General features: G+C 68.0%; 19 protein-coding genes and 1 pseudogene. 11 read left to right on the forward strand and 9 right to left on the reverse strand.

What is annotated here, in order from left to right:
* The first annotated feature begins 48 nt into the window (after positions 1-48).
* The 3 genes from msrB (at position 49) to hpnE (ending at position 2,714) form a co-directional block, all read left to right on the forward strand.
* A complete protein-coding gene (gene msrB, locus D7316_RS21310; protein ID WP_124710032.1) occupies positions 49-537 on the forward strand; it encodes a peptide-methionine (R)-S-oxide reductase MsrB in 489 nt (162 codons plus the stop codon).
* Complete coding sequence (gene msrA / locus D7316_RS21315; protein ID WP_124710033.1) at positions 534-1,082, forward strand: peptide-methionine (S)-S-oxide reductase MsrA; 549 nt, start codon at positions 534-536, stop codon at positions 1,080-1,082. Before msrB ends, msrA begins: the two co-directional genes overlap by 4 nt.
* Positions 1,083-1,370: 288 nt before the next feature.
* On the forward strand, positions 1,371-2,714 hold the full coding sequence (gene hpnE, locus D7316_RS21320; protein ID WP_124710034.1) for a hydroxysqualene dehydroxylase HpnE: 1,344 nt from the start codon (positions 1,371-1,373) through the stop codon (positions 2,712-2,714).
* Between the two features lie 22 nt (positions 2,715-2,736).
* Here hpnE and D7316_RS27650 read toward each other — a convergent pair whose 3' ends face one another.
* Positions 2,737-2,871 (reverse strand): hypothetical protein, encoded by a 135-nt coding sequence (locus D7316_RS27650; protein ID WP_269462508.1) that lies wholly within the window; start codon positions 2,869-2,871, stop codon positions 2,737-2,739.
* Between the two features lie 375 nt (positions 2,872-3,246).
* On the opposite strand from D7316_RS27650, the gene D7316_RS21325 reads away from it, so the two are divergent.
* On the forward strand, positions 3,247-4,479 hold the full coding sequence (locus tag D7316_RS21325) for a glycosyltransferase (RefSeq protein WP_124710035.1): 1,233 nt from the start codon (positions 3,247-3,249) through the stop codon (positions 4,477-4,479).
* Here D7316_RS21325 and D7316_RS21330 read toward each other — a convergent pair whose 3' ends face one another.
* The gene (locus D7316_RS21330) at positions 4,480-5,073 is read right to left on the reverse strand and encodes a dihydrofolate reductase family protein (RefSeq protein ID WP_124710036.1); all 594 of its coding nucleotides are present in this window, start codon (positions 5,071-5,073) and stop codon (positions 4,480-4,482) included.
* A gap of 82 nt (positions 5,074-5,155) precedes the next feature.
* On the opposite strand from D7316_RS21330, the gene D7316_RS21335 reads away from it, so the two are divergent.
* The 3 genes from D7316_RS21335 (at position 5,156) to thpD (ending at position 10,334) form a co-directional block, all read left to right on the forward strand.
* Entirely contained in the window at positions 5,156-5,731 is a 576-nt protein-coding gene (locus D7316_RS21335) for a TetR/AcrR family transcriptional regulator (protein WP_124710037.1), read from the forward strand.
* A gap of 107 nt (positions 5,732-5,838) precedes the next feature.
* Positions 5,839-9,261 carry a serine/threonine-protein kinase gene (locus D7316_RS21340; protein WP_124710038.1) on the forward strand — a complete coding sequence of 1,141 codons (3,423 nt, stop codon included), beginning with the start codon at positions 5,839-5,841 and terminating at the stop codon, positions 9,259-9,261.
* Positions 9,262-9,446: 185 nt separating this feature from the next.
* Positions 9,447-10,334 carry an ectoine hydroxylase gene (gene thpD, locus D7316_RS21345; protein ID WP_124710039.1) on the forward strand — a complete coding sequence of 296 codons (888 nt, stop codon included), beginning with the start codon at positions 9,447-9,449 and terminating at the stop codon, positions 10,332-10,334.
* A gap of 67 nt (positions 10,335-10,401) precedes the next feature.
* On the opposite strand, the gene D7316_RS21350 is transcribed toward thpD, so the two are convergent.
* Positions 10,402-11,901 carry an MFS transporter gene (locus tag D7316_RS21350; RefSeq protein WP_124710040.1) on the reverse strand — a complete coding sequence of 500 codons (1,500 nt, stop codon included), beginning with the start codon at positions 11,899-11,901 and terminating at the stop codon, positions 10,402-10,404.
* A gap of 93 nt (positions 11,902-11,994) precedes the next feature.
* Between D7316_RS21350 and D7316_RS21355 the strand changes: the two genes are divergently transcribed.
* Positions 11,995-12,468 carry a MarR family winged helix-turn-helix transcriptional regulator gene (locus D7316_RS21355; protein WP_124710041.1) on the forward strand — a complete coding sequence of 158 codons (474 nt, stop codon included), beginning with the start codon at positions 11,995-11,997 and terminating at the stop codon, positions 12,466-12,468.
* 43 nt (positions 12,469-12,511) lie between these two features.
* Positions 12,512-13,372, forward strand: a complete 861-nt coding sequence (locus tag D7316_RS21360; protein ID WP_124710042.1) for an SDR family oxidoreductase — start codon at positions 12,512-12,514, stop codon at positions 13,370-13,372.
* On the opposite strand, the pseudogene D7316_RS27530 reads toward D7316_RS21360, so the two are convergent.
* A pseudogene (locus tag D7316_RS27530) lies at positions 13,372-13,518 on the reverse strand (methyltransferase); the annotation flags it as partial. The gene D7316_RS21360 and the pseudogene D7316_RS27530 sit on opposite strands and share 1 nt — an antisense overlap.
* 25 nt (positions 13,519-13,543) lie before the next feature.
* Entirely contained in the window at positions 13,544-15,553 is a 2,010-nt protein-coding gene (locus D7316_RS21370; RefSeq protein ID WP_124710043.1) for a phage holin family protein, read from the reverse strand.
* Between the two features lie 34 nt (positions 15,554-15,587).
* Here D7316_RS21370 and D7316_RS21375 point away from each other — a divergent pair, with 34 nt between their 5' ends.
* Positions 15,588-16,379 (forward strand): MBL fold metallo-hydrolase, encoded by a 792-nt coding sequence (locus D7316_RS21375; protein WP_197718284.1) that lies wholly within the window; start codon positions 15,588-15,590, stop codon positions 16,377-16,379.
* Between the two features lie 28 nt (positions 16,380-16,407).
* On the opposite strand, the gene D7316_RS21380 is transcribed toward D7316_RS21375, so the two are convergent.
* The 4 genes from D7316_RS21380 to D7316_RS21395 all read right to left on the reverse strand — a co-directional run bounded on the left by D7316_RS21380 (position 16,408) and on the right by D7316_RS21395 (position 20,959).
* Positions 16,408-17,808 (reverse strand): amidohydrolase family protein, encoded by a 1,401-nt coding sequence (locus D7316_RS21380; RefSeq protein WP_124710044.1) that lies wholly within the window; start codon positions 17,806-17,808, stop codon positions 16,408-16,410.
* On the reverse strand, positions 17,802-19,091 hold the full coding sequence (locus tag D7316_RS21385) for a CoA transferase (RefSeq protein ID WP_124710045.1): 1,290 nt from the start codon (positions 19,089-19,091) through the stop codon (positions 17,802-17,804). Before D7316_RS21385 ends, D7316_RS21380 begins: the two co-directional genes overlap by 7 nt.
* 90 nt (positions 19,092-19,181) lie before the next feature.
* Positions 19,182-19,886, reverse strand: coding sequence for a CPBP family intramembrane glutamic endopeptidase (locus tag D7316_RS21390; protein WP_124710046.1), 705 nt, complete (start codon positions 19,884-19,886; stop codon positions 19,182-19,184).
* The gene (locus tag D7316_RS21395) at positions 19,883-20,959 is read right to left on the reverse strand and encodes an NAD(P)H-binding protein (protein ID WP_124710047.1); all 1,077 of its coding nucleotides are present in this window, start codon (positions 20,957-20,959) and stop codon (positions 19,883-19,885) included. The genes D7316_RS21390 and D7316_RS21395 overlap by 4 nt, the downstream gene beginning before the upstream one ends.
* Before the next feature lie 191 nt (positions 20,960-21,150).
* Between D7316_RS21395 and D7316_RS21400 the strand changes: the two genes are divergently transcribed.
* Complete coding sequence (locus tag D7316_RS21400) at positions 21,151-21,984, forward strand: sulfurtransferase (protein WP_124710048.1); 834 nt, start codon at positions 21,151-21,153, stop codon at positions 21,982-21,984.
* Positions 21,985-22,079 lie beyond the last annotated feature (95 nt).

Consider the following 22,079-nt stretch of genomic DNA (forward strand, 5'->3'; position numbering starts at 1 on the left):
TTGTTGGAAGGGGTGTCGCCGCAGCCAGCGGCGCCGACAGGAGGAAATGTGAGCAACGAGTACCGCAAGACCGACGAGGCCGTCCGAGGCCTCACCGACGCGCAGTACCGCGTCACCCAGAAGGACGGCACCGAGCCGGCCTTCCGCAACGAATACTGGGACAATCACGAGCCGGGCATCTATGTCGATGTCGTCTCGGGTCAGCCGCTGTTCTCCTCGACCGACAAGTACGACAGCGGGACGGGATGGCCGAGCTTCACCCGACCGATCGACGCCGAGGCCGTGACCACCAAGTCCGACCGGACGCTGTGGATGCGCCGCACCGAGGTCCGTTCGGCCGGCGCCGACAGCCACCTCGGCCACGTGTTCGACGACGGTCCGCGCGACGCGGGTGGGCAACGCTTCTGCATGAATTCCGCAGCGCTGCGGTTCATCCCGGCCTCGGAGCTCGAGGCGGAGGGCTACGGCGCCTACCGTGAGTTGTTCGACGCCACCGACGACCCCACCGACACCACGACCGAGAAGGATGCCTCATGACGACCGACACCGGACAGATCACCCGCCGCCCCGGCACCGAGACCGCCGTCCTCGCCGGCGGATGCTTCTGGGGGATGGAAGACCTCATCCGCCGACAGCCCGGTGTGCTCGACACCCGGGTCGGTTACACGGGCGGGTCGAACGATCACGCCACGTACCGCAACCACCCTGGTCATGCCGAGGCGGTCGAGATCGTGTTCGATCCGACCGAGACGTCGTTCCGCGACATCCTGGCGTTCTTCTTCCAGATCCACGACCCGAGCACCAAGGATCGTCAGGGCAATGACGTCGGCACCAGCTATCGGTCGGCGATCTTCCCGCTGACCCCTGAGCAGGAGCAGGTCGCCCGCGACACCATCGCCGATGTCGATGCGTCGGGACTGTGGCCGGGGAAGGCGGTCACGACCATCGAGGCAGAGGCGCCTTTCTGGGAGGCCGAGCCCGAGCATCAGGATTACCTGCTCAACTTCCCGAACGGGTACACCTGTCACTTCCCGCGGGCCGGGTGGGTCCTGCCGAAGAGGCAGGACGCGGGATCTCGATGACCCGTCAGCGGGGCCGAAAGGTTCAGTAGGACCGAAGAATCCGTAACAAGTAGGACCCGCAGCAAGACAGGAGAAGCCGCCACCCGGATCACGGGTGGCGGCTTCTCGCAGTTGGACGACGGTCCCGGACAATGCGCCTCTCGGCAAGCGGCCGCTCGAAGCGGCGAAAAGGGGTGGGGCCCGGGGCAGAGATCCCGAGACCGTCAGGCCTTACAACAGGGCACCGCGGGCATCTATTCCTGGATCGTGATCCGCACACCGGTCAGCGCTGACCGCTACGCTCACCGCATGCATTGCGTCGTGGTGGGTGGGGGACTGGCCGGACTGGCGTCGGCGGTATGGCTCGCGGAGTCGGGACAGCGCGTGACGTTGCTGGAACGGCGCGGTTCGCTTGGCGGCCGCACCATCGCCATGCCCGTGGCCGCCGTCGACGATGTGCCCGACAACGGGCAACACGTCTTCGCGAGCGGCTACGAGCACCTGATGCGCTATCTCGACAGCGTCGGCACCCGCGAACACGTCGCCTTTCCCGGGCACATGACCGTTCGCATGGCCGGGGGCGCCACCCGTCGCTCCGCGTTTGGGGGTGTGGCGGGTTTGCGGACGGCGGTCGGGGATCTGCCGGGGGTCACCGGACTCGATCGGCTTCGCACCGCCCGCGCGCAGGCCACCTTGATCCGTCAGGCACTTCGACAGCCCCCGTGGCTCGACGACATCACCGCCGACGACTGGTTCCGACGCATCGGCATGCCGCAGTCGGCGCGCGACGCCCTCTGGGACGGGATCGTGATCGGGCTGACCGGCGACAAGCCGGACATCTCCTCGGCCAAGGTGCCGGCCGACCTGCTGGTCACCGGCATCCGACGGGCACGCGAGACCCGGACGCCGATCTCGATCGGCTACCCGACCGTCGACCTCGACACACTGTTCGTCGACGGTGCGGAGAAGGTCTTCGCCGATTCGGGCGTCGAGGTCCGCCACCGGGCCGTCGTGTCATCGATCGACGTCGTCGACGATGCGGTCACCGGCGTCACTCTCAGCGACGGCGAGCGGATCACCGCCGACGCGGTCATCTGCGCGGTTCCGGTGTGGAACGTGCGAGGTCTGCTCGACCAGGTGCCCGGCCACGAGCGCATCTACGAGGCGATCGACCGCCTCACCCCGGTGCCGATCGTGAGCGTGAACCTGTACCTCGACCGCTCCATCGGGATGGCCGACTGGGGCGAGATCCTGCACGGCGGTGAAGGCGTCCTCGAACAGGTGTGGGACCGCCAGCGTATGCACGGACGTGATCCGGGCCGGCATCACCTGTATTCGACCACGGTCTCGGCGGCATACGAGCTGACGCAGAAGTCGAACGCCGAGATCACCGACCTCCAGATGGAGATGCTGCGGCGGTACTTTCCCGATGCCGCGGAGGCCGAGGTGATCCACAGTCACGTCGTCCGGATGCCGAAATCGACCTTTGCGCAACGACCGGGCACCGCCGGTATCCGCCCGGACCAGCGGACTTCGGTGCGCGGTCTCGCGCTGGCCGGGGACTGGACCCGTACGGACTGGACCACCACGATGGAGGGCGCCTGCCAGAGCGCGGCACGCGCCGTCGAGGTGATCCTGGAACGCGCTGACTGACGCGCATCGGTACTGACGCGCATCAGTACGGAAAGACCAGGAATGCGAGCACCATTACCTGGGGGATCAGTGCTCCCACGATGTCGATGATCATCGGCCATCGACGGTGGCCGGTGGGAGGGTCGATCCGGGCGGCGGGTGAGGTCGCGGTGGTCACGGGTACTCCTGGGTAGGTCGATCGGGGTCATCCAGAGAGTGGTCGCACCGACTTGGAACCGACTTGGTGTCGGGCTGAATGCCTGGTCAGCGCGTCGCGCAGCGACGTTCCCGAACCCACCACGACCGTCGGCAATTGGTCCCGATCACCACACCCGTTGTGAATCGTCTCGCGAAAACGTCACTGCCACAGTCATACTCCGAACCACGCCGGGATGTGGCAGCTTCACGGAACTCGAATTGCCAAGCGCCGCACAACGATCGTTGTACCGAACAGCTGATTGCCGCCGTTGGCGTGAGATGCGAGACTGCGTGACAGTAGTGTGGCCGACAGACGCACAGTGGTTGACCAAGGACGATCAGGGTTCGGGGATTCATGAGATTCGGTTTTGCCATGCACGGCAGTCGGGGCGACGTCCAGCCGGGAGTCGCGGTGGCGCGGGCGCTCGCCGATCGTGGACATGAGGTGACGGTCGCGGCGCCCGAGGACATCGTCCCCGCGGTGAGTCGTACCGGATTGCCGACGCGGGTCCTGTGTCCGGACAACTCCGAGTTGCTGAAGAGTCCGCTGGTCAAGGAGCGACTCAAGAGCAAGAATCCCTCCACACGTCTCAAAGCGCTCGCCGAGATCTCGGCCTTCGGCGCGGAGACGTCCGAACAGGTGATGGGAGAACTCGCCCAAGGCGCCGACGTGCTGGTCACCGGGCTGCTCGCGCAGGAACGCGCGGCCACCGTCGCGGAGAGCACGGGCACGGCCTTCGTGCCGCTGCACTACTGCCCGATCCGGTCGAACGAGTCGGTCGAGATCTTCCGACCCATGCCGACGTGGACTCGCCGCGCCATGTGGGCACTCGGTGATCAGGTGAACTGGTTGACCGTGCGGGGCCGCGATCGCGATCTCCGACGTCGCCTCGGCATCGCCCCCGCCACCGGCCCCCTGCCGCGCCGGCTGCGCGCGGCGGGCACCCCCGAGGTGCAGGCGTACGACCCGCTGATGTTCCCGGGGCTACGGGAGGAATGGGGTCCGAGCCGGCCGTTCACGGGTGCTCTGCTGCCGGACGAGGCCACCCGCAGGCAGTACAACGACGATGACGGCCAGGCGACGGCGGGCGTCGTGACCTGGGCCGACTCCGACCGTCCGCCGGTGTACGTGGGATTCGGCAGCATGCCCGTCGAGCCCGAGCGCATCGAAGGGATCGTCGGATCCCTGACCGGTCTGGGCTTGCGGGTGATCGCGCACACCGAGCACGAACTACCCCCCGCCGACGCTGTTCTCCGGGTCTCTGCGCCCATCGACCACGAGACGCTGTTGCCGCACTGTCGCGGCGCGGTGCATCACGGCGGTGCGGGCACCACGGCCGCGGTCGCGCGTGCCGGTGTCCCGGCTGTCATCGGGTGGCTCAGCGCCGATCAGCCGATGTGGGCCGCCGCGCTGCGGCGCCTCGGCGTCGGAGGTGGACGTCGACTGCGGAAACTCGACGAGGACGACCTCACCCTGCTGCTCGACGACGAGGTCGCCGATTCGGCGGCACGGCTGGCAGAACGGCTGACGCCGCCCGCGTCGGCGGTGGCCGGCGCGTGCGACGTCCTGCTCGCCGCCGCGAGCTGATCAAGCGGTGGCCGTACCCTCGACCCGGCGCGCGTACTCGTTGACGACGACTCCGGAGTGGTACGGCGTCGATGCCGTCAGTTCGAATGTGCGGGGATCGTACGTACCCGCCTCGAAGAGTGGCTTGCCGGCTCCCAGTATCACCGGGTTGACCTTGAGGACCAGTCGATCGATCTCGTTGACCAGCGATGATGCGAGAATACCGCCACCGCAGAGCCAGATGTCGCCGCCACCGGCGGCTTTCAGGTCGCGCACCACGTCCTCAGGGTTCCGGTCGGTGATTGTGATCCCGCCCGGCACATCGTTGTTCGTCCGACACCGAGAGAACACGTACTGGTCGAGATGTGGATACGGGTTGTCGGTCGCCGACAGTCCTGCGGCGTAGGTGTTCCATCCCATCAACACCGTGTCGAAGCGACTGTTGTCAGCAGTGATTCCGAGGGCGTCGAGTCCGACCTTCGGAATTGTGTCGGACCACTCATTCACGATCATGTCGATGTGATCTCCGTGCACTGAGAACGCCTCGAAATCACCAGTCGGAGAGGCGATCCGACCATCGAGGGATACGGCAACGTAGTAGACCAGCTGGCGCATGGATCTCCTGTTGATTCGACGAGCACTACATCTGTCGTGGTTCACAGTACTACAGGTGTAGTGAATGGGCTAGGGTGCGACCATGGCCCGCAACGACGATCGCCGCATTTTGCTTGCCGACGCAGGGGTCGCTGTCCTGGCCAGGGACGGCGCACGCGGACTCACTCATCGAGCTGTCGACCGGGAAGCGAAGGTTCCTCTGGGGACGGCGTCGAACTATTTCACGACGCGGGACCTGTTGATTCGGGCGCTCGTATCCCGGATCGAGCAGCGACTGACCCCCGCGCCTGAAACGCTGGCGCGGCTCGGTGTGCGCGAGCCGAGCCGAGAGCTGTTCGCCGAGTATCTCCGCGACATCGTGCGCCGGCTGAGCGCGGAGCCCGAGGTGACCCTGGCGCTCTTCGAACTCAGGCTGGAGGCCGGACGTCGTCCCGAGGTCGGCAAGGTGATGGGGGAATGGTTGCGGGCGGGATTCGACGGCGACGTGGCGTTCAACAGCGCCGCCGGGCTGCCGGGCGGCCGAGGTGCGATCGCGCTGTTCCACTATGCCATCGACGGATTGATGCTGGACCGGCTCACGCTGTCGATCGACCCGGAGACGTCAACCGACGATGTCATCGAGGCCCTCGTGGCGGGCCTGCTCCCGTCGAACGCGTAGAAGTTCCCGGCTGGTCGCGTCGTCCGATTCGCCCGATGTGCTCGACAACAGCGATACGCTGGACATTGCTCTGACAAACGCGCTCAAGGGCGATCGAGGGCAGCTATATGGCCGACAACGATCCGCAGACGACACAACGTGATGTCGCACCCGACATCGCCGGAGACCTCGTGGCCGCCGGATTCTCCGAACCGGCGTTGATCGGGCATGGCGGATTCGGTGCGGTCTATCGATGTGTGCAGGCGACCCTCGACCGCACCGTCGCGGTCAAGGTGCTCACTGATCACCTCGACGACGAGAATCTCGAGCGATTCGTACGCGAGCAGCGAGCAATGGGCCGGCTGTCCGGCCACCCGAACATCGTCAACATCCTCGAGGTCGGCAGCACACCGGGCGGACACCCGTTCATCGTCATGCAGTACCACCCCCATGACTCGCTCGACGCCCGCATCCGCAAACAGGGCCCCCTGGAATGGGCCGATGTGCTGCGGCTGGGTATCAAGGTCTCCGGCGCGCTCGAGACCGCGCACCGTTGTGGCACGCTGCACCGCGACGTCAAGCCGGGAAACATACTGCTGACCGAGTACGGCGAGCCACAACTCACCGACTTCGGCATCGCGCGCATCGCGGGCGGGTTCGAGACGGGTGCCGATCTGGTCACCGGCTCGCCGGCGTTCACCGCCCCCGAACTGCTGACCGGAGCCATGCCGAGCGTGGCGTCGGACATCTACGGGCTGGGCGCGACATTGTTCTGCGCGCTGACCGGACATGCCGCCTTCGAGCGCCGCAGCGGCGAGCAGGTCGTCGCGCACTTCCTGCGCGTCGCCAGCGAGCCGGTCCCGGATCTGAGCGACGCCGGCATCCCGGACGTGTTGTCGCGGGCCATCGAACACGCGATGGCGCGCGAACCGGAGGACCGCCCGCGGACGGCCGCCGAGTACGGCGAGGAACTCCGGGACATCGAGCGCTCGCTCGGCATCGCCGTGAACGAGATGGCGCTGCCGATCGAGGCCACCGGCGACCCGTTGACGCCGACGACGCGCCGACCGCACGGCACGATCACCGCGCCCCCGACACCATCGACGAAGTTCCGGCCGCCGATCCGGCCCCGGACGCAGGTTCCCCGGGAACGGCTGCTGGAGATCCTGCGTGCCGGTGAGCGTCGACGTCTGATCCTCATCCATGCACCCGCCGGGTACGGCAAGACGACGGTGGCCGCGCAGTGGGCTGAGGAACTCTGGCGCGACGGCGTGCTCGTCGCCTGGCTGACCGTGGACGACGACGACAACAACGCCACCTGGTTCCTCACCCACCTGGTGGAGTCGATCCGGCGCACAGATCCCGATGTCGTCGCCGATCTCGGCGACGTTCTCGAAGAGCATCGCGACAACGCCGAGCAATACGTGTTGGCGGCCCTGGTCAACGAGATCCACGAGCGTGCGAAACGCCTCGTGGTCGTCGTCGACGACTGGCACCGCGTCACCGATCCCGGTGCCATCTCTGCCATGGACTTCCTCCTCGAACACGGTTGTCACCACCTGCAGATGGTCGTCACGAGCCGCAACCGCGCCGGACTGCCGATCAGTCGCATGCGCGTCCGGGACGAATTGGTCGAGATCGACATCGCCCGCCTGTGTTTCGATGCGGCCGAGGCGCGTTCGTTCCTGCTCGACGTCGCCGGACTGGACCTCGACAACAGCGAGGTGACCGACCTCTGGACGTCGACGGACGGCTGGGTCGCCGCGCTGCAGTTGGCGTGCCTCTCGTTGCGCGGATCCGACACACCCGCAGACCTGATCAGTCACATCTCCGGGCGTCACCACGCGATCGGTGACTTCCTCGCCGAAAACGTCCTGGGCGCATTGGAACCGGAGATGTTGAACTTCCTGCTGACCATCTCGGTGCCCGAACGCATCTGCGCGGGGTTGGCGACCGCACTCAGCGGCGAATCGCGCGGGCAGGCGCTGCTGGAGGATGCGGAGGCACGGGATCTGTTCCTCAGTCGTGTCGACCAGGACGGTGACTGGTTCCGCCTCCATCCGCTCTTCGCCGAGTTCCTCCGCCAGCGTCTCGACCGGGACCGTCCTGACTCGAGCCCGGAGCTGAACCGGATTGCATCGGAGTGGTTCTCGCGCCACGACATGCTCCCCGAAGCGGTGGCGCACGCGTTGTCGGCCGACGATCCCGGGCGTGCTGCCGAGCTCGTCGAAGCCGGTGGTGGGCAACTGATCGAACACTCCCAGATGACGGTTCTGCTCGGGCTGGTCGACCGGCTCCCGACGGCGGCCGTGATCTCCAGCCCGCGACTGCAACTGCTCGTCGCGTGGGCGGACATCCTCCTGCACAGGACCGACCTGGCGCATGCGGCGTTGGAACGGGTGGACACTGCATTGTCGGTGGGATCTCTGCCGGCCGAAGAGATATCGGACATCCGCGCGGAAGCCGACGTCGCCGAGGCGTGCACCAGGGCGACCGCCGACCGTCTGACCCGACTCGACGAGCTCGTCGACGAGTGTCTCTCGCGGCCGGACACGATGCCGCCGTTCGTGGTGTCGGCCGCGGCGAACGTGGCCACCATCAGCGCGACCTTCCGGTTCGATTTCGACAACGCACATCGCTGGCAGGAATGGGCGATTCCGTACCACCAGTTGAACACCGGGCCGTATGCCGTCATGTACGGCCATGCCCTCGGTGGCCTCGCCGCGGTGGAGGAACTCGATCTCGATCGGGCCGAGGAGGAGTACCGGGCCGCGCTCCGGGTCTCCAGTCCGTCGGGAGCCGTGCGCTCGCAGTCCGCCAGGTTGGCGTGCGGGCTGCTCGCCGAATTACGGTATGCGCGTGGCGACATCGCGGAATCCACGCGGCTGCATGCCGAGAGCTTCGAACTCGGAGCCGAAGAGGGCCTCATCGACATGATCAAGGCGCGATACGTCACGGCCGCACGTCTCGCGGTCATCCGCGACGACCGGGTGGCCGCGGCCAGATATCTCGACGAGGCCGCCGACATCGCCGACCGGCTCGCCGCGCCGCGGCTCCGGTCGCTCATCGAGTACGAGCAGGTCGTCCTCGGCCTGCCGACCCGGTGGGTCCTCGGTCCGCGCGCCGAGTTCGCGCAACGCAGCCGGCCGACGGTGGGGATCGCCGAGATCGTCGCCCAGCTCGACGAGGAAGTCGCGATCCGCCTGCTGCTCGACGACGGTGACGCCGCCGATCTGGACATCGCGTGCCGGTGGGCGGCCGAGTGGGTCACACGCCTGGGGCACGGCCGTCGGCGGTTGGCGTCCGACCGCGCCGAACGGTTGCTCGCCCTCGCGCTGACCGTCGCCGGACGTCACTCCGAGGCCGAACAGCACATGAGCGTTCTGCTCGAACACTGCGCAAGTGTCGGCATGGTGCGGTTCCCGATGGACGGCGGACAGCAGCTCGTCCCGTTGATCGGCGAGATCCGTGCCGACCTGGCGGCAGGCGGCGGGACGTCGGCGTACGGGTTGTCGGTGGAGTTCCTGGACCGGGTGCTCGAGGGTCACTGACCACGGTTCGCGCCCGGGTACCGGCGGGGCGTCGACCCGGCCCACGGATACGCTGCGGGTTTGCGAGACACCGCGATAAATGTCAGCCTCGGGTGGACGCCCCACGGGTGTAGCACAATTCAACATCCGGCACGACTCGAGCATTGGGTACAGGTGCCGATTGAGGGAAAGGATCACTCCCGATCGTGGTAACTCAAACAGCAACCCGCTCCGTCGACGTCTATCGGACACGTCTGGCGGAGCACAGTCAGGTCGAGCCGCGACCACATCCGGTGGTGTGGGGCAGCATGAAGAACCCGGGTCCGTTGTCGCCGCCCGAGCTGCGCCGCTATGACGAGCGCGGATATCACACTGCGACAGCGATACTCGACGATGCGGACATCCGTCGCTGCCTCGAGGACGTCCACCGGATCACCGACCGTCTCGGGGAGGACGATCGAATCATCCGGGAGCCGACGAGCGGGGACGTGCGGTCGATGTTCGCGGTGGCGCAGCTGAGCGATGTGGTTGCCGAGATCTGCTCTCGCGATGAGATCGTCGGCGTGGCGCGGCAGATCCTCGACGATGACGTCTACATCCACCAGAGCCGGGTGAACCTGAAGCCGGGTTTCGCCGGCGGTCCGTTCTACTGGCACTCGGATTTCGAGACCTGGCACGCCGAGGACGGCATGCCCGCGCCGCGCGCACTCAGTGTGTCGATCGCGTTGACGCCCAACCATTCCTACAACGGCGCGTTGATGATCATCCCGGGTTCGCACAAGAAGTTCGTGAGTTGTGTCGGCGCCACTCCCGATGGCTACCACCGGGAATCGTTGGTGTCCTACCGTCCGCCGTTCGGCACGCCGGAGGAGTCCGACGTCACCGACCTCGCCGATCAATCCGGCATCGACACGGTGACCGGTGCGGCAGGGTCGGCGCTCTACTTCGACTCCAACTGCATGCATGCGTCGTCGGGCAACATCACGCCCTACCCGCGCAGCAATCTGTTCGTGGTCTTCAACGCGAAGTCGAATTCCGTGCAGGAGCCGTTCGGAGCGGCTCGGCCGAGGCCGGATCATCTGGCGCATCGCTGATCTCGCGCCCAGACGACTGTGGCCGTTGTTCCCGAGTGACGGGAACAACGGCCACGAACCGTGTCGGCTATGAGGGCTGTGCTGCGGGCACCGGTTGCGCTTCGGCGTCGACCGGGTCGGCCGTGGCCCTGCGGCGCGCGACCGGGATCAGCAAGGTGATCGCGACACCGACGAATGCGGCGATCGCACCGATCAGGAAGCACCACCGGAAGGCCGAGGAATCCGGCACCTCGGCTGTGCCGTAGCTGACCGTCGAACTGGTCAGGACCAGGGCCATCACTGCCGACGCCGTGGTGGTGCCGACCGACCGCATCAAGCCGTTGAGCCCCACCGCGGCACCCGCCTCGTTGATCGGCACCGAGCCCATGATCAGTGTGGGCATGGCGGCGTAGCCGATGCCGACACCCGCCGAGCAGATGATCGAGGCGACGGAGAGCTGCCAGGGTGCGTTCATCAGCAGGAACGCACCGAGGTAGCCCAGTCCAAGGACGGTGGCGCCGATCGCCATCGTCAGCTTTGCCCCGATCTTGTTGATCAAGGTCCCGGACACGGGCGCGAAGACCAGCATCATCAGACCACCCGGCGCCATCCACAGACCTGCCGCGAGCAGTGTCTGTCCGAGGCCCCCGACCGCCTCCGGCATCTCCAGCAGCTGCGGCATGACGATCGCCTGGGCCATCATGCCGAAGCCGATCGCGATGGCGGCGATATTGGTCAGCAGCACCGCGGGCCGTGCCGTGGTCCGGAGATCCACCAGCGGATCCTTGTGACGGAGTTCGAAGGCACCCCACAGCAACAGCAGCGCAACTCCGCCGAACAGGAGTCCCAGGGTGGTGCCGGAACCCCACCCCCAGTCGTTGCCCTTCGAGACCGCGATCAGCACGCCGGACAGACCCAGGGCGAGCCCGATCGCGCCGATGACGTCGAAGTGGCCTCCATTGCTGTCGTCGACGTGCGGCACCGCGACGGCGACGAGGATGGTGACGATCACCGCGAGCGCGGCCGAACCCCAGAAGAGCGCGCGCCAGTCCCACTGCTGCGCGACCCAGGCCGACAGCGGGAGGCCGATCGCGCCGCCGACGCCCATGGTGGCGCTCATCGCAGCCACGGCCATCGAGGTCAGCCGCGGTGGGGTCACCTCGCGCATCAGGCTGATGCCCAGTGGGATGAAGCCCATGGCGAGTCCCTGGATCGCGCGGCCGACGATCATCGGGATCAACGACGAACTCAGCGCGCACACCAGTGAGCCGACGACCAGCAGGGCGGCGCTGGCGAGCATGATGCGCTGCTTGCCGAGCATGTCACCGAGGCGCCCGGCGATGGGCATGGCGACCGCGGCACCGAGCAAGGTGGCGGTGATGACCCAGGAGGCGTTCGAGATGGAGGTGTCGAGCAGTTTGGGGAGTTCCGGCTGGATCGGGATGATCAGCGTCTGCATGAGCGACGCGACGAGACCGCCGAAACAGAGAATCGCGACCACCGCGATGGCTGCGCTGCTGTGATCGTTCTCGGTGAGTTCGCTGTCCACAGTGGTGGCAGGCGATTCGCCGGTGGGCGAGTTGGTCATGTGGCAACCTCCTATAGAATGTGTAGCGTACATATGTACGATGCATATGCCAACTCGTGGGTAAATTGTCCGATATCGGGTGAAGGGGTAGAGATGACAGGTGCCGGTGATGCGTCCTTCTGGCCGGCGCCCGTGTACGGCGAGCTGGCCGAGGAACTGCTGCGGATGGGGCGGCGAAAGACCAACGTCGTTCCCGGCACGAAATTGGAGGCGTCGGCCTTCGCGATCCTCTGGATTCTCGCCGACGGCAGGCCGCGCACATTGCGTGAACTCAGTGAGGAACTCGACCTCGAACAGTCGACGGTCAACCGTCAGGTGAACGCCGCGATCAAACACGAGTACCTCGAGCGGTTCGAGGTGCCGGGGCAGGTGAGTCGGCAGATCCGACCGACGGCCGCCGGTATCGAGGCATTCGAGCACGACGGCATGCGCCGGGCCGATCGGCTCAAGCGCGTCTTCTCCGACCTCGCGCCCGGGACTCCGGAGGCGCTACTGCACGAGCTGCGGGCGTTCAACGACGCCTACGAGCGGACGATCGCACGCCAGCACCAGCCGGCCGGCCATTGACGAACTACAGCTGAGATTCGTACAGCGACGACAGGGGGCTGTGGTGGGGACCTATGTGGTGACGGGTGCGGCGTCGGGCATCGGCCGGGCGAGCGCCGACCGTCTGCGGGCGGACGGACACCGGGTCATCGGAGTCGATCTGCGCGACACCGACGTGACGGCGGATCTCTCGACGGACGATGGTCGGCGGGCCGCGATCGATGCGGTGATCGCCGAGGCCGGAGTGCGACTCGACGGGGCGGTCATGGCCGCCGGGCTCGGTCCCGCCAAGGGCCGCGAGCGCTTGATCGTCGACGTCAACGTGCTCGGGGTGACCGAGCTGCTCGATGGTCTGCGTCCTGCGCTGGCCGCCTCCGGCAATGCGAAGGTTGTCGTCCTCGGATCGAATTCGACCACCACGACGCCGATGGTGCCGCGTCGTGCCGTGCGGCGCCTCGTCGACGGTGACCTCGACGGCGCCGTCCGGCAGATCCGTCGGCGGGCGGGGATCTCGGGACCGGTGGCCTACGCCGCCTCGAAGATCGCGGTCACGCGCTGGTGTCGCATCCGGGCCGTCACCGACGATTGGGCCGGCGCCGGGATCCGACTGAACGTCCTCGCACCCGGGCCGGTGCTGACACCGCTGCTACAGGCGCAACTCGAGAGCAGCACCGGATCCCAGGTGCGATCGTTCCCGATGCCGATCCGCGAGTTCGGCACGCCAGGGCAACTGGCCGAATGGATCACGATGTTGCTCTCTCCGGCCGCGAATTCCACGGTGGGCAGCGTCATCGTCGTGGACGGCGGCACCGATGCGCTGATCCGGCCACGGGATTGGCCGCGGTCGTTGCCGATCCGGGCTGTACCGCGACTCCTGTGGGCGATGTATCGGGCGCCCCGTGAGGGGCGGGTCGCGCAGTACTGATCTGTGTCGCGCACACGGTCGAGATAGGGTGCCACGTCGTCCATCTCGGTGTTGTCGGCCATCACGAGCGCGCCGACGGGTAGGCGTGGTTCCAGCAACTGCAGCACAGGTAGGTACATCTCCTTCCATCCGTCGAGGAGTACGAATAGCACGCTGTGGATTGGCTGTGACCTAGTTCGTGGGTGCCTCGGCGACCGGTGAGACGTCGGTGCGGTGCAGGTCCCGCCATCCCGCGAGGACGCGGTGGACGGCTTCGGCCCCGTCGAGCGGGTCCGGCGGCGCCGGTAGATCGACAGGATGGAGCAGGAACGGGGTGCTCTGCGGTCCACCCATCCCACCGTGTGAGCCGACCTGTTCCTCGAACGCCGCGACCTCGTCGGTCTCGGCCCAGTACGCACCGCCGACCATGATGTCGGCGACGTTGTCGAAGGTGTCGGTGCGGCGGATCTTGTCGAGGGCGTCGTCGCCGAACCCGCCCAGAGGGTTGATGCCGCTCACCTCTCCGGTGGCGACGTCGACGCTGCCGCCGTCGCCGAGGATCACCGAGCCGCCGGAAGGACGGGCGACGAGCAGGAAGCCGATGCCGGGGTGCGTCCGCAACGCATCGACGAGGCCCGGATAGGCGCGGTCGATCGAGGCGGTGTCGGCCCGGCCCGGAATCGTCGGAAAGCTGATGAGGCCGAGATTGCCGGAGCCCAGCACCACGGGCCGGTCGGTGGGTGGCGTCGGATCGGGTGCATCGATCGATGCGCCGATACTCGCGGAGGCATAGAGCCGGCCCTCCCCGGCGGCACGGCCCGAGGCATCGTCGGTCGCCGGGCGATCGGGTTCGCCGCACAAGCGGTGCACCAGCTGCGGCAGCGTCTCTCCATAGCGGCGGCTGAACGTCGCACCCTGACTCTGACCGTGGTCGGAGAGCAGTGCCACGTGGTAGTCGCGGTCCGCTTGCTCGACGACCGCCAGCAGGAGACGAATCGTCTCGTCGATCTTCGTCAGGACCGCAAGGGTCTCCGGACGCGAGATCCCCGAGTGATGCGATACCTCGTCGTAGCCGATCAGGTCGGCATAGATGATGCCGCGTCCCTCGATCAGGTCCCGAACCACCGCCGCCACCGTCACGTCGGTGGCCACGACCGTGGTGAATGCGCGGACCAACGGATAGACGCCGCCGCGCCCGACACGCGGTCGTACGTCACGGCGGCGCTGCGTCAACGACTGCCGGAGCTCACGCTGGATCTCCGCGATCATCCGGACGACGGTGCGCAGGGCGCTGGACGGATCGATGAAGTACGACCCGTAGCCTGCGCCGCCACCGAGCCGCGCGCCACGCATGCGGCTGACCACCAGAACGTTGTCGGCGGCCCCGCCGGTGAAGAGGTTGCCCCGGCTCGCGCCATCCACCGCGAGCAACCCGGGCAGCCCGGCCCGCTCCATCTCACGTTGCTCGTTGTCGCGCGGGTTGCTGAACACCGAGATCGTCCCGGTCGACTTGTCGTACCAGCGGAACGCCGGGACGTTGTGGTTGGAGCCGTGCAGAATCCCGAGTTGGGAGGCGCCAGTCTGGCTGCTCCAATCGGTGTGCCACGGAATGAGTCGATGGGTCTCCCGGACCAGTTTCGCGAGGGTCGGGGTCACCCCGTCCGCGATGGCGCGACGCAGGACCTCATGTCCCAGACCGTCGATCTGCACACACAGCAGACCCGGTGATGCCGGCGATGCCGGTGCGCGGCGCCGCCGGAAGCGTTGTCGGCGCACCTGCATCAACCGGTAGGACGTGTCCGATCTGGACGCGATGACACCGCCGACGACGGAACTGAACAGGGAGAGCAACGCTGCCATCACGAACAGGTCGAAGGTCCGGTCGACCGTGGCCACCGGCACGATCGCGAGCGACAGCATCAGCAGCAGTCCGCCCGCGACGAAGACGAGCAGGAACAGCACCACGGGACCGATCCATGACATCGCCCGCACCACGAGCGGCCACAGGATCGCGTTCAGCAGGCCGAACACCAGCGCCAGGGCCAGCGCGGCGGGAAGTGTGGTGGCGTGTCCGGCGATGGTGACCGAGTCGAGTGTCACGCCTCCGAAGACGACGTCGAGGAGCAGCAGCGCCACGGCTGAGGTCAGCCACAGGACCAGGAACTCGACGATGATGCCGAGGACTCGTGCGGTACTGCGCATGGCGTCCTTTCGCTTGACTTGGGATCGTAGTGGCATGACCGGCACAGCGGGGGACCGTGACCATCCGCGACCGCAGTTGCGCTGGCTCGGTCACGCCAGCGCGATCATCACTGATCGGGGGACGACGGTGCTGACCGACCCTGTCCTGACCGCACGTGTCGCCCACCTGCGGCGGCGCCGCGGCCCGGTGCCGGCCGACCTCGGGCCTCTGCCGACGGACGTCGTCGTACTCTCCCATCTGCACGCCGATCACACACACCTGCCGTCGCTGCGGACGATCGGAGACGATGTCCCGATCGTGGTGCCGCGGCATGCGCCCGACGTGCTGCCGTCGCTGCGGACCGTCGGCGCCCGGTTGATCGAGGTCACCGCCGGCGACGAGGTGAGCATCGGTGGGGTCATGATCCGCGCGGTCCCCGCCGAGCACGACGGCAGGCGTTGGCGTCGCGGCCCGCACACGACCGCCGCGCTCGGGTACGTGATCGTCGGCGACGCGACGACGTACTTCGCCGGGGACACCGACCTCTACCCGGATCTGGCCGACTGGGTGCCCGAGAGCGACCTGGCGCTGCTTCCGGTCGGTGGTTGGGGACCGACTCTCGGTGCCGGACACATGGACCCGGCACGAGCGGCGGCGGCCGCAGAGTCGATCGGTGCCCGCCTGACCGTGCCGATTCATTTCGGCACACTGTGGCCGATCGGTCTGGACCGGGTGCGCCCCGACCGGTTTTACGGTCCGGGAGCCGACTTCGCGCGACGCGCACGCGAACGGGGCTTCGCCGCAACAGAACTCGTACCGGGTGATCGGCTGGAGACCGGATCATGAGCGAACGCCGACCTCGACGTCATGGTCGTCAGGCCAGGTGAACCGGCACACCGCCGATGATGGTGGCGGCGACCTCGATCGCCGTCGGGTGGTCCCGGATGTCGTCGGGCGTTGCCCGGACCACCACGAGATCGGCGGGCGCACCCGGCGTGATCGTGCGCGACACCGTCGGATCATCGGCGAAACCGTGGAAGAGTTCCAGCGCCACCGCGGGGGAGACAGTCTCGTTGCGCGCCCGCCCCGAGTGGCAGGTGGCCGCCGCGTGGATCGCGAGCCACGGGTCAGGATCGCCGAACGGTGCGTCGGTGCCGGCGGCCACCGGCACACCGGCACTGCGCAAGGTGCCCAGACGCCACAGGTCGGGTCGTTCCTCGTCGGGCACCTCGGTGCGATACTGCTCGGCGCGCTCGAGCGGGAAGTTCGGCTGCGTGATGATCGGCACCGCGTGGTCGCGGAACCATGCGAAACACTCCTCCGGAACCATCGCGCCGTGCTCGATGCGATCGCCGGGCAGGATGCCTGCCTCCTCGAGGGCGGTCATGGTGATGATGAGCTGAATCCGGGTGACACAGTGCACGGCAACGGGTTTTCCTGCGCGGTGCGCTGTCGCGATGGTCGCGGTGAGTTCGGGCAGGGTGGGCAGGCGGTCGTCGTCGAGGAGGATCTTGGTGGGGCCCAGCGTGAAGCGGTCGGCCGTGTCGGCGCGAGGCGCATCCGGCGTCCGGATATCGGGAGTGGACATGCAGTGCACGCGCTGCATGATCACGCCGGCGCGCACGGCCTCGGCTAGATCGTCGACCGACGACTGGGCCATGCCCGGGGTGGCATCGGTGAAGCCGGTGACCCCGCGTGCGGCCGCGAGGCGGCTGACGCGCCCCAGGTCGGGAGGCGTCGTCGGGACGAGATCGCGCAGCCACGAATCCATCCGCCACAGCCGTCCGGTGGCGAGTCCGGCCGAGTCGCGCTCCACGCCGGGGAGGTCGCGGTCATCGAGTCCGATCGCCCGGCAGGCGGCGCCGTTGAGCATCCACAGCGCACCCGAGCGGTGCTGAATGCGGAGCGGGCGGTCGGCGACAAAGGTGTCGAGGTCGTCGCGGCTCAGTGGGCCGGCCACGGATTCGTGGTATCCGAAGCCCCGCAACCACGTGCCGGGTGGCATGGCGGCGGCCGCGTCGCGCAATAGCCCGCGGAGTTCGTCGATTCCCTGTGCCGCAGGTGGTCCCGCCCGCACGGAGTCCGCGGTCGCGGCCAGCGATCGCAGGTGGATGTGATGGTCGTGCAGGCCGGGCATCACCCGCGCGCCGGACACATCGAGGTCCTCTTCCCCCACCAGCGGCGGTACGTCGGCGCCGACTGCGGTGATCAGCCCGGCATCACAGCGGATGTCGACGGTTCCACGCCCCGCGACGTCGGCGTTGCGGATCAGCATGGCGGGGCTGCGGGCGGTAGCACCGGTTGGCTGCGCTTCTCGTGGGTGCAGTCGACGATCGCGCCGCCGTCGGCCTGGCGAACGAGATGTACTCCTGGGCAACGGAGTTCGGAAGCTGCGAATGCTGCTGCGGTGTTGGTCATGGACAGGTCGACGAGCACGCCACCTCCGGCGTGGGCCGCAGCGGTCACCGCGAGCGCCGCGGTGATCCCCGACAGCGGGTCCGCGACGGCGTCGGCACAGAACACCGGCCCGTCGTCCCGCCACCCGACCAGCCCGCCACCGACGGCGGCGTCATCGCCGAAGTCGACCTGCATCGGTCGCGACCGACCCCCACCGGTGATGCTGACCCAGATCCGCCCGGGGCGGTGGACGAGCTGGTCCGGGGACAGACCGAGGCTTTCCAGCGCACGGGGGCGCGAGGCCTCGATCACGACGTCCGCGTCGGTGATCAACTCCGCCAGCGCATCTCGTCCGGCCGAAGAGGTGAAGTCGATATCCCGGAACTCCTGCCCCCGATGGAGCCAGTCGAAGAGCGCCGGGTCGCCGATCCGCGCACCGTCGGGACGCCCGGTGCTCTCGACCTTGATGACCCGGGCGCCGGCCTGACGCAGGACATGGCCGCAGAGCGGCCCGGCCCAGAGCGACGAGAGGTCGACGACCGTCATGTCCGCGATGCTGAGACTGCTTGTGGATGAGGCGATCTCGGTGACCTCGAACGGGGCTGCCGGGGCGGCGCCGCCGATCGGGTCGCCAAGTGTCGCTGCGGCGATTCCCAGTAGCTGCGCTTGCTCGACGACGGCGGCGGCGGTGGTCGAGCGGGCGAACTCGGTGACGTCGAACCATGGGTCGTCGGTGCCGCGGTCACCGATCAGGGCCGGTACCGACGCCACATCATCCGGGCGGCACAGCGAGATCGCGAACCACTCGTCGGCGGCCCGGAGGAGCCGGGTCATACCCCCGGCGGACACGCGGCCCGCACTGCGCAGACCGCGCGTCGCTGCCCGGCCCCCGATCACGACGCCGGCGTCGAGGTCCACTGCCGAACCGGTGAGTCCGGTCAGCCACGACAGCGCCCGCAAGGAGTCCTCGAGCGCGCCGAATGCCGCCGCCGGCACGATATCGGGACATCCTGGGACGCAGCCGGTCACGGCCATGCCACCGCCTGCGGCCCAGCCCAGTACCGCGCATGCGGGGTCGGAGACCAGCGCTGACGGCAGGTCCGGCCACCAGGGGTGCAGCCATCGCGAGACCGATGGCGATGTCGCACCCCACTCGGTCACGCGAACCTCCTACCGTCGCCGACCGATGAGGGCGGTCAGCATCTCGACGACAGTCTAAGACTGCCCCGAGTCATCCCTCGCGAGTCGGCGTCAGGCGAAGATCGGCGGCAGACCGAACAGCACGATCGCGCCCCACACCACATGGGTACAGATGGGCGCGACGACGCCGTCGGTGCATCGTCGGAGCACCGCGCAGGCCGCGCCGAGGATGATCGCGGCGAACCCCAGCATCACATTGCCGCTGGCCAGGGTGGCCAGTACGTAGAGCGCCGTCGACACCACCATCGGATGGAACGACTGCGCGGCGGAGTAGACACCGCCGCGGAAGAACACCTCCTCGGCCAGCCCGTTGCCGAGGGTGATCAGCGTGATCACCACCAGGCTGCCCTCGTCGCGAAAGGCGAGGACCTGGGAGACGAGGTCGGCGAGCGGCGGGATCTCCCGGGTGACCAGGGCGCCGATGACGAACACCAGGCCGACGAGCAACCCGACCACGATGCCCAGCACGGCAGCACGACCGGTCGAGGCGCTGTCGTCGAGCCCGAACCGGCCCGGGCGGATGGGCCCCGAAGCGAAACCGCCGATCAACCAGGTGGCCGCGAGCGCGATCGTCAACGGGTAGAAGGTGCTGTCGCCGGGTTCCGCGGTCAGGGAGAAGCCGAGAACGACCGCGCCGACCACCAGGAACACCGCCACCACGATGCGGCGGCGGAGCAATGTCGCCGGGTCGTCGAGGCGGGTTACGGGAGCGGCTGCGGTGAGGCGGCGCGTGAGATCGTCGAGTGTCCTGGTCATCCTGTCAGAAGGGATACCACGCCACGGACCCCTCCCGCAGTGGCGCCGACCACCGACCCGACCCGACGCCACGCCCGCATCATGTCTCCGCCGGCCCATTGCGGGTCGGTGTCGGCGAGATGATGGGGGTCGGCGAGTTCGCACACCGGCCTCGGCGCGTTGGTGTGCACCGACGACATCACGGCCACCCGCATCGGTGTCAGACCACCCTCGGGATCGGGCACGAGCTCGCGGATCTTGTGTTCGGACGCACTCATCGGGTGGCTCAACGACGACACGAGGTCGACGGTCAGGGACGTCGGGACCGGTACGAGCCGTCCCGTCACCCGAGCGGCCAGACGGGAATTGACGAAGGGCAGCGGCACGCGGACCCGCGGTTGCTTGATGGCACGCAGGTATTCGCCGAGCACCGACCCGTAGCGCGCCCCGACGTCGGGGCCCGCGATGTCGTACGCACCGGCGGGTATCTGCCTGTCGGACACCGCGGCCAGATAGTGGATGACATCGCGTACCGCGATGGGATCCATCGGGTTGTCGATCCAACTCGGCTCGGGGATCACCGCGAGGCGATCGGCCACATAACGGATGATCTCGAACGACGTGGAGCCGGCCCCCAGGATGACCGCGGCCCGTAGCCACACCAGATCCGGTCCGTCCGCCAGACGCAGGGCATCGCCGACCTCGGCCCGACTCCGTAGATGATCGGACAGATCCTCGCGATCGCCCTCCGGGACGAACCCGCCGAGGTAGACGATCCGACCGACGCCGGCGTCGCGCGCGGCACGGGCGACGTGGCGGGCCGCCTTGATGTCGGTGTTGTGGAAGTCGGACTGGCCGATGCCGTGGACCAGGTAGTAGAGCGCGTCGATGGTGCCCGCGCCGGCCAGCGCCTCACCTGGCGAATAGGGGTCATCGGCATCCATCTGGATCGGGGTGACCTGCTCGTACCAGCTGAAACGCCGCAGCGACTCCGGTCGTCGACTGGTCACGACCACGTCGTGGCCGCGTGCGAGTAGGTCGCAGACCAGTCGAGAACCGACGTATCCGCTGGCCCCGGTGACGAGGAGCCTCATCGGGTCGTCTCGGACGGTTCGGAACACGAAGTGGTCATGACTCGACGCTACGGAGTCGGGCACGCCGGACACGGGCGTGGAGGCGGCGTGCAACGCAATCGGGATGGAGATCACATCTCGGTAACGGCGCCCGATCGACGCGCGGATCGGCCGATCACGCCGACCCGCGACCGGATGCCAGAATCGAGACCATGCCGCTGATCACCGTCGACGACCTCACCGAAGCCATGCTGTCCGACCGACCGCCGGTGATCCTCGATGTCCGCTGGCAGCTCGGTGACAGCCGCGGCCACGAGCACTACCGTGCCGGACACGTCCCGGGGGCGGTCTTTGTGGACCTCGACACGGAATTGGCGGCCCCGCCGTCACCGTCGCGGGGACGACATCCCCTACCCGAGATCGCCGATCTGCAGGCCGCCGCCCGGCGGTGGGGAATCGACGAGGGGTCCCCGGTGGTGGTCTACGACGACATCGGCAACCTCGCGTCGGCGCGGGCATGGTGGTTGCTGCGCTGGGCCGGCGTGACCGATGTCCGGTTGCTCGACGGCGGGCTCGGCGCGTGGCGGGCGGCCGGTCTCCGGCTGTCGTCCGGTGACACGACGCCGCGTGCGGGTGCGGTCACGTTGTCGGCGGGTCACATGCCCGTCGCGGAGATCGACGACGTCGCGGGATCGGATTCGGTCGTGTTGGATGCCCGTGCGGCAGAACGCTATCGGGGCGAGGTGGAGCCGATGGACCCGCGAGCCGGGCACATCCCCGGCGCGGTCAGTGCCCCGACCGCCGACAACGTCGACCCCGACGGCCGGTTCCGTGCCGCCGACGAACTGCGGGAGCGGTTCTCCGCGTTGGGTGTTCGTGACGGAAGTCAGGTGATCACGTACTGCGGTTCGGGTATCAACGCCGCACACGAGATCGCGGCGCTCGAACTCGCCGGGGTCACCGGGACGCTCTATCCCGGCTCCTGGTCGCAGTGGTCCTCGGATTCTGGTCGGCCCGTCGAGACAGGTGCGCCCGGCAGTCGGTAGCGCGTCTCCACGCAGGTCATCGCCGGCGCGGTTCGGACGGTGGGGAAAGTGGGTACGTTGGCGTGCGGGGATCGACACGATCGAACCGATGACGA

The sequence above is a fragment of the Gordonia insulae genome (assembly GCF_003855095.1).
Lineage (GTDB): Bacteria > Actinomycetota > Actinomycetes > Mycobacteriales > Mycobacteriaceae > Gordonia > Gordonia insulae.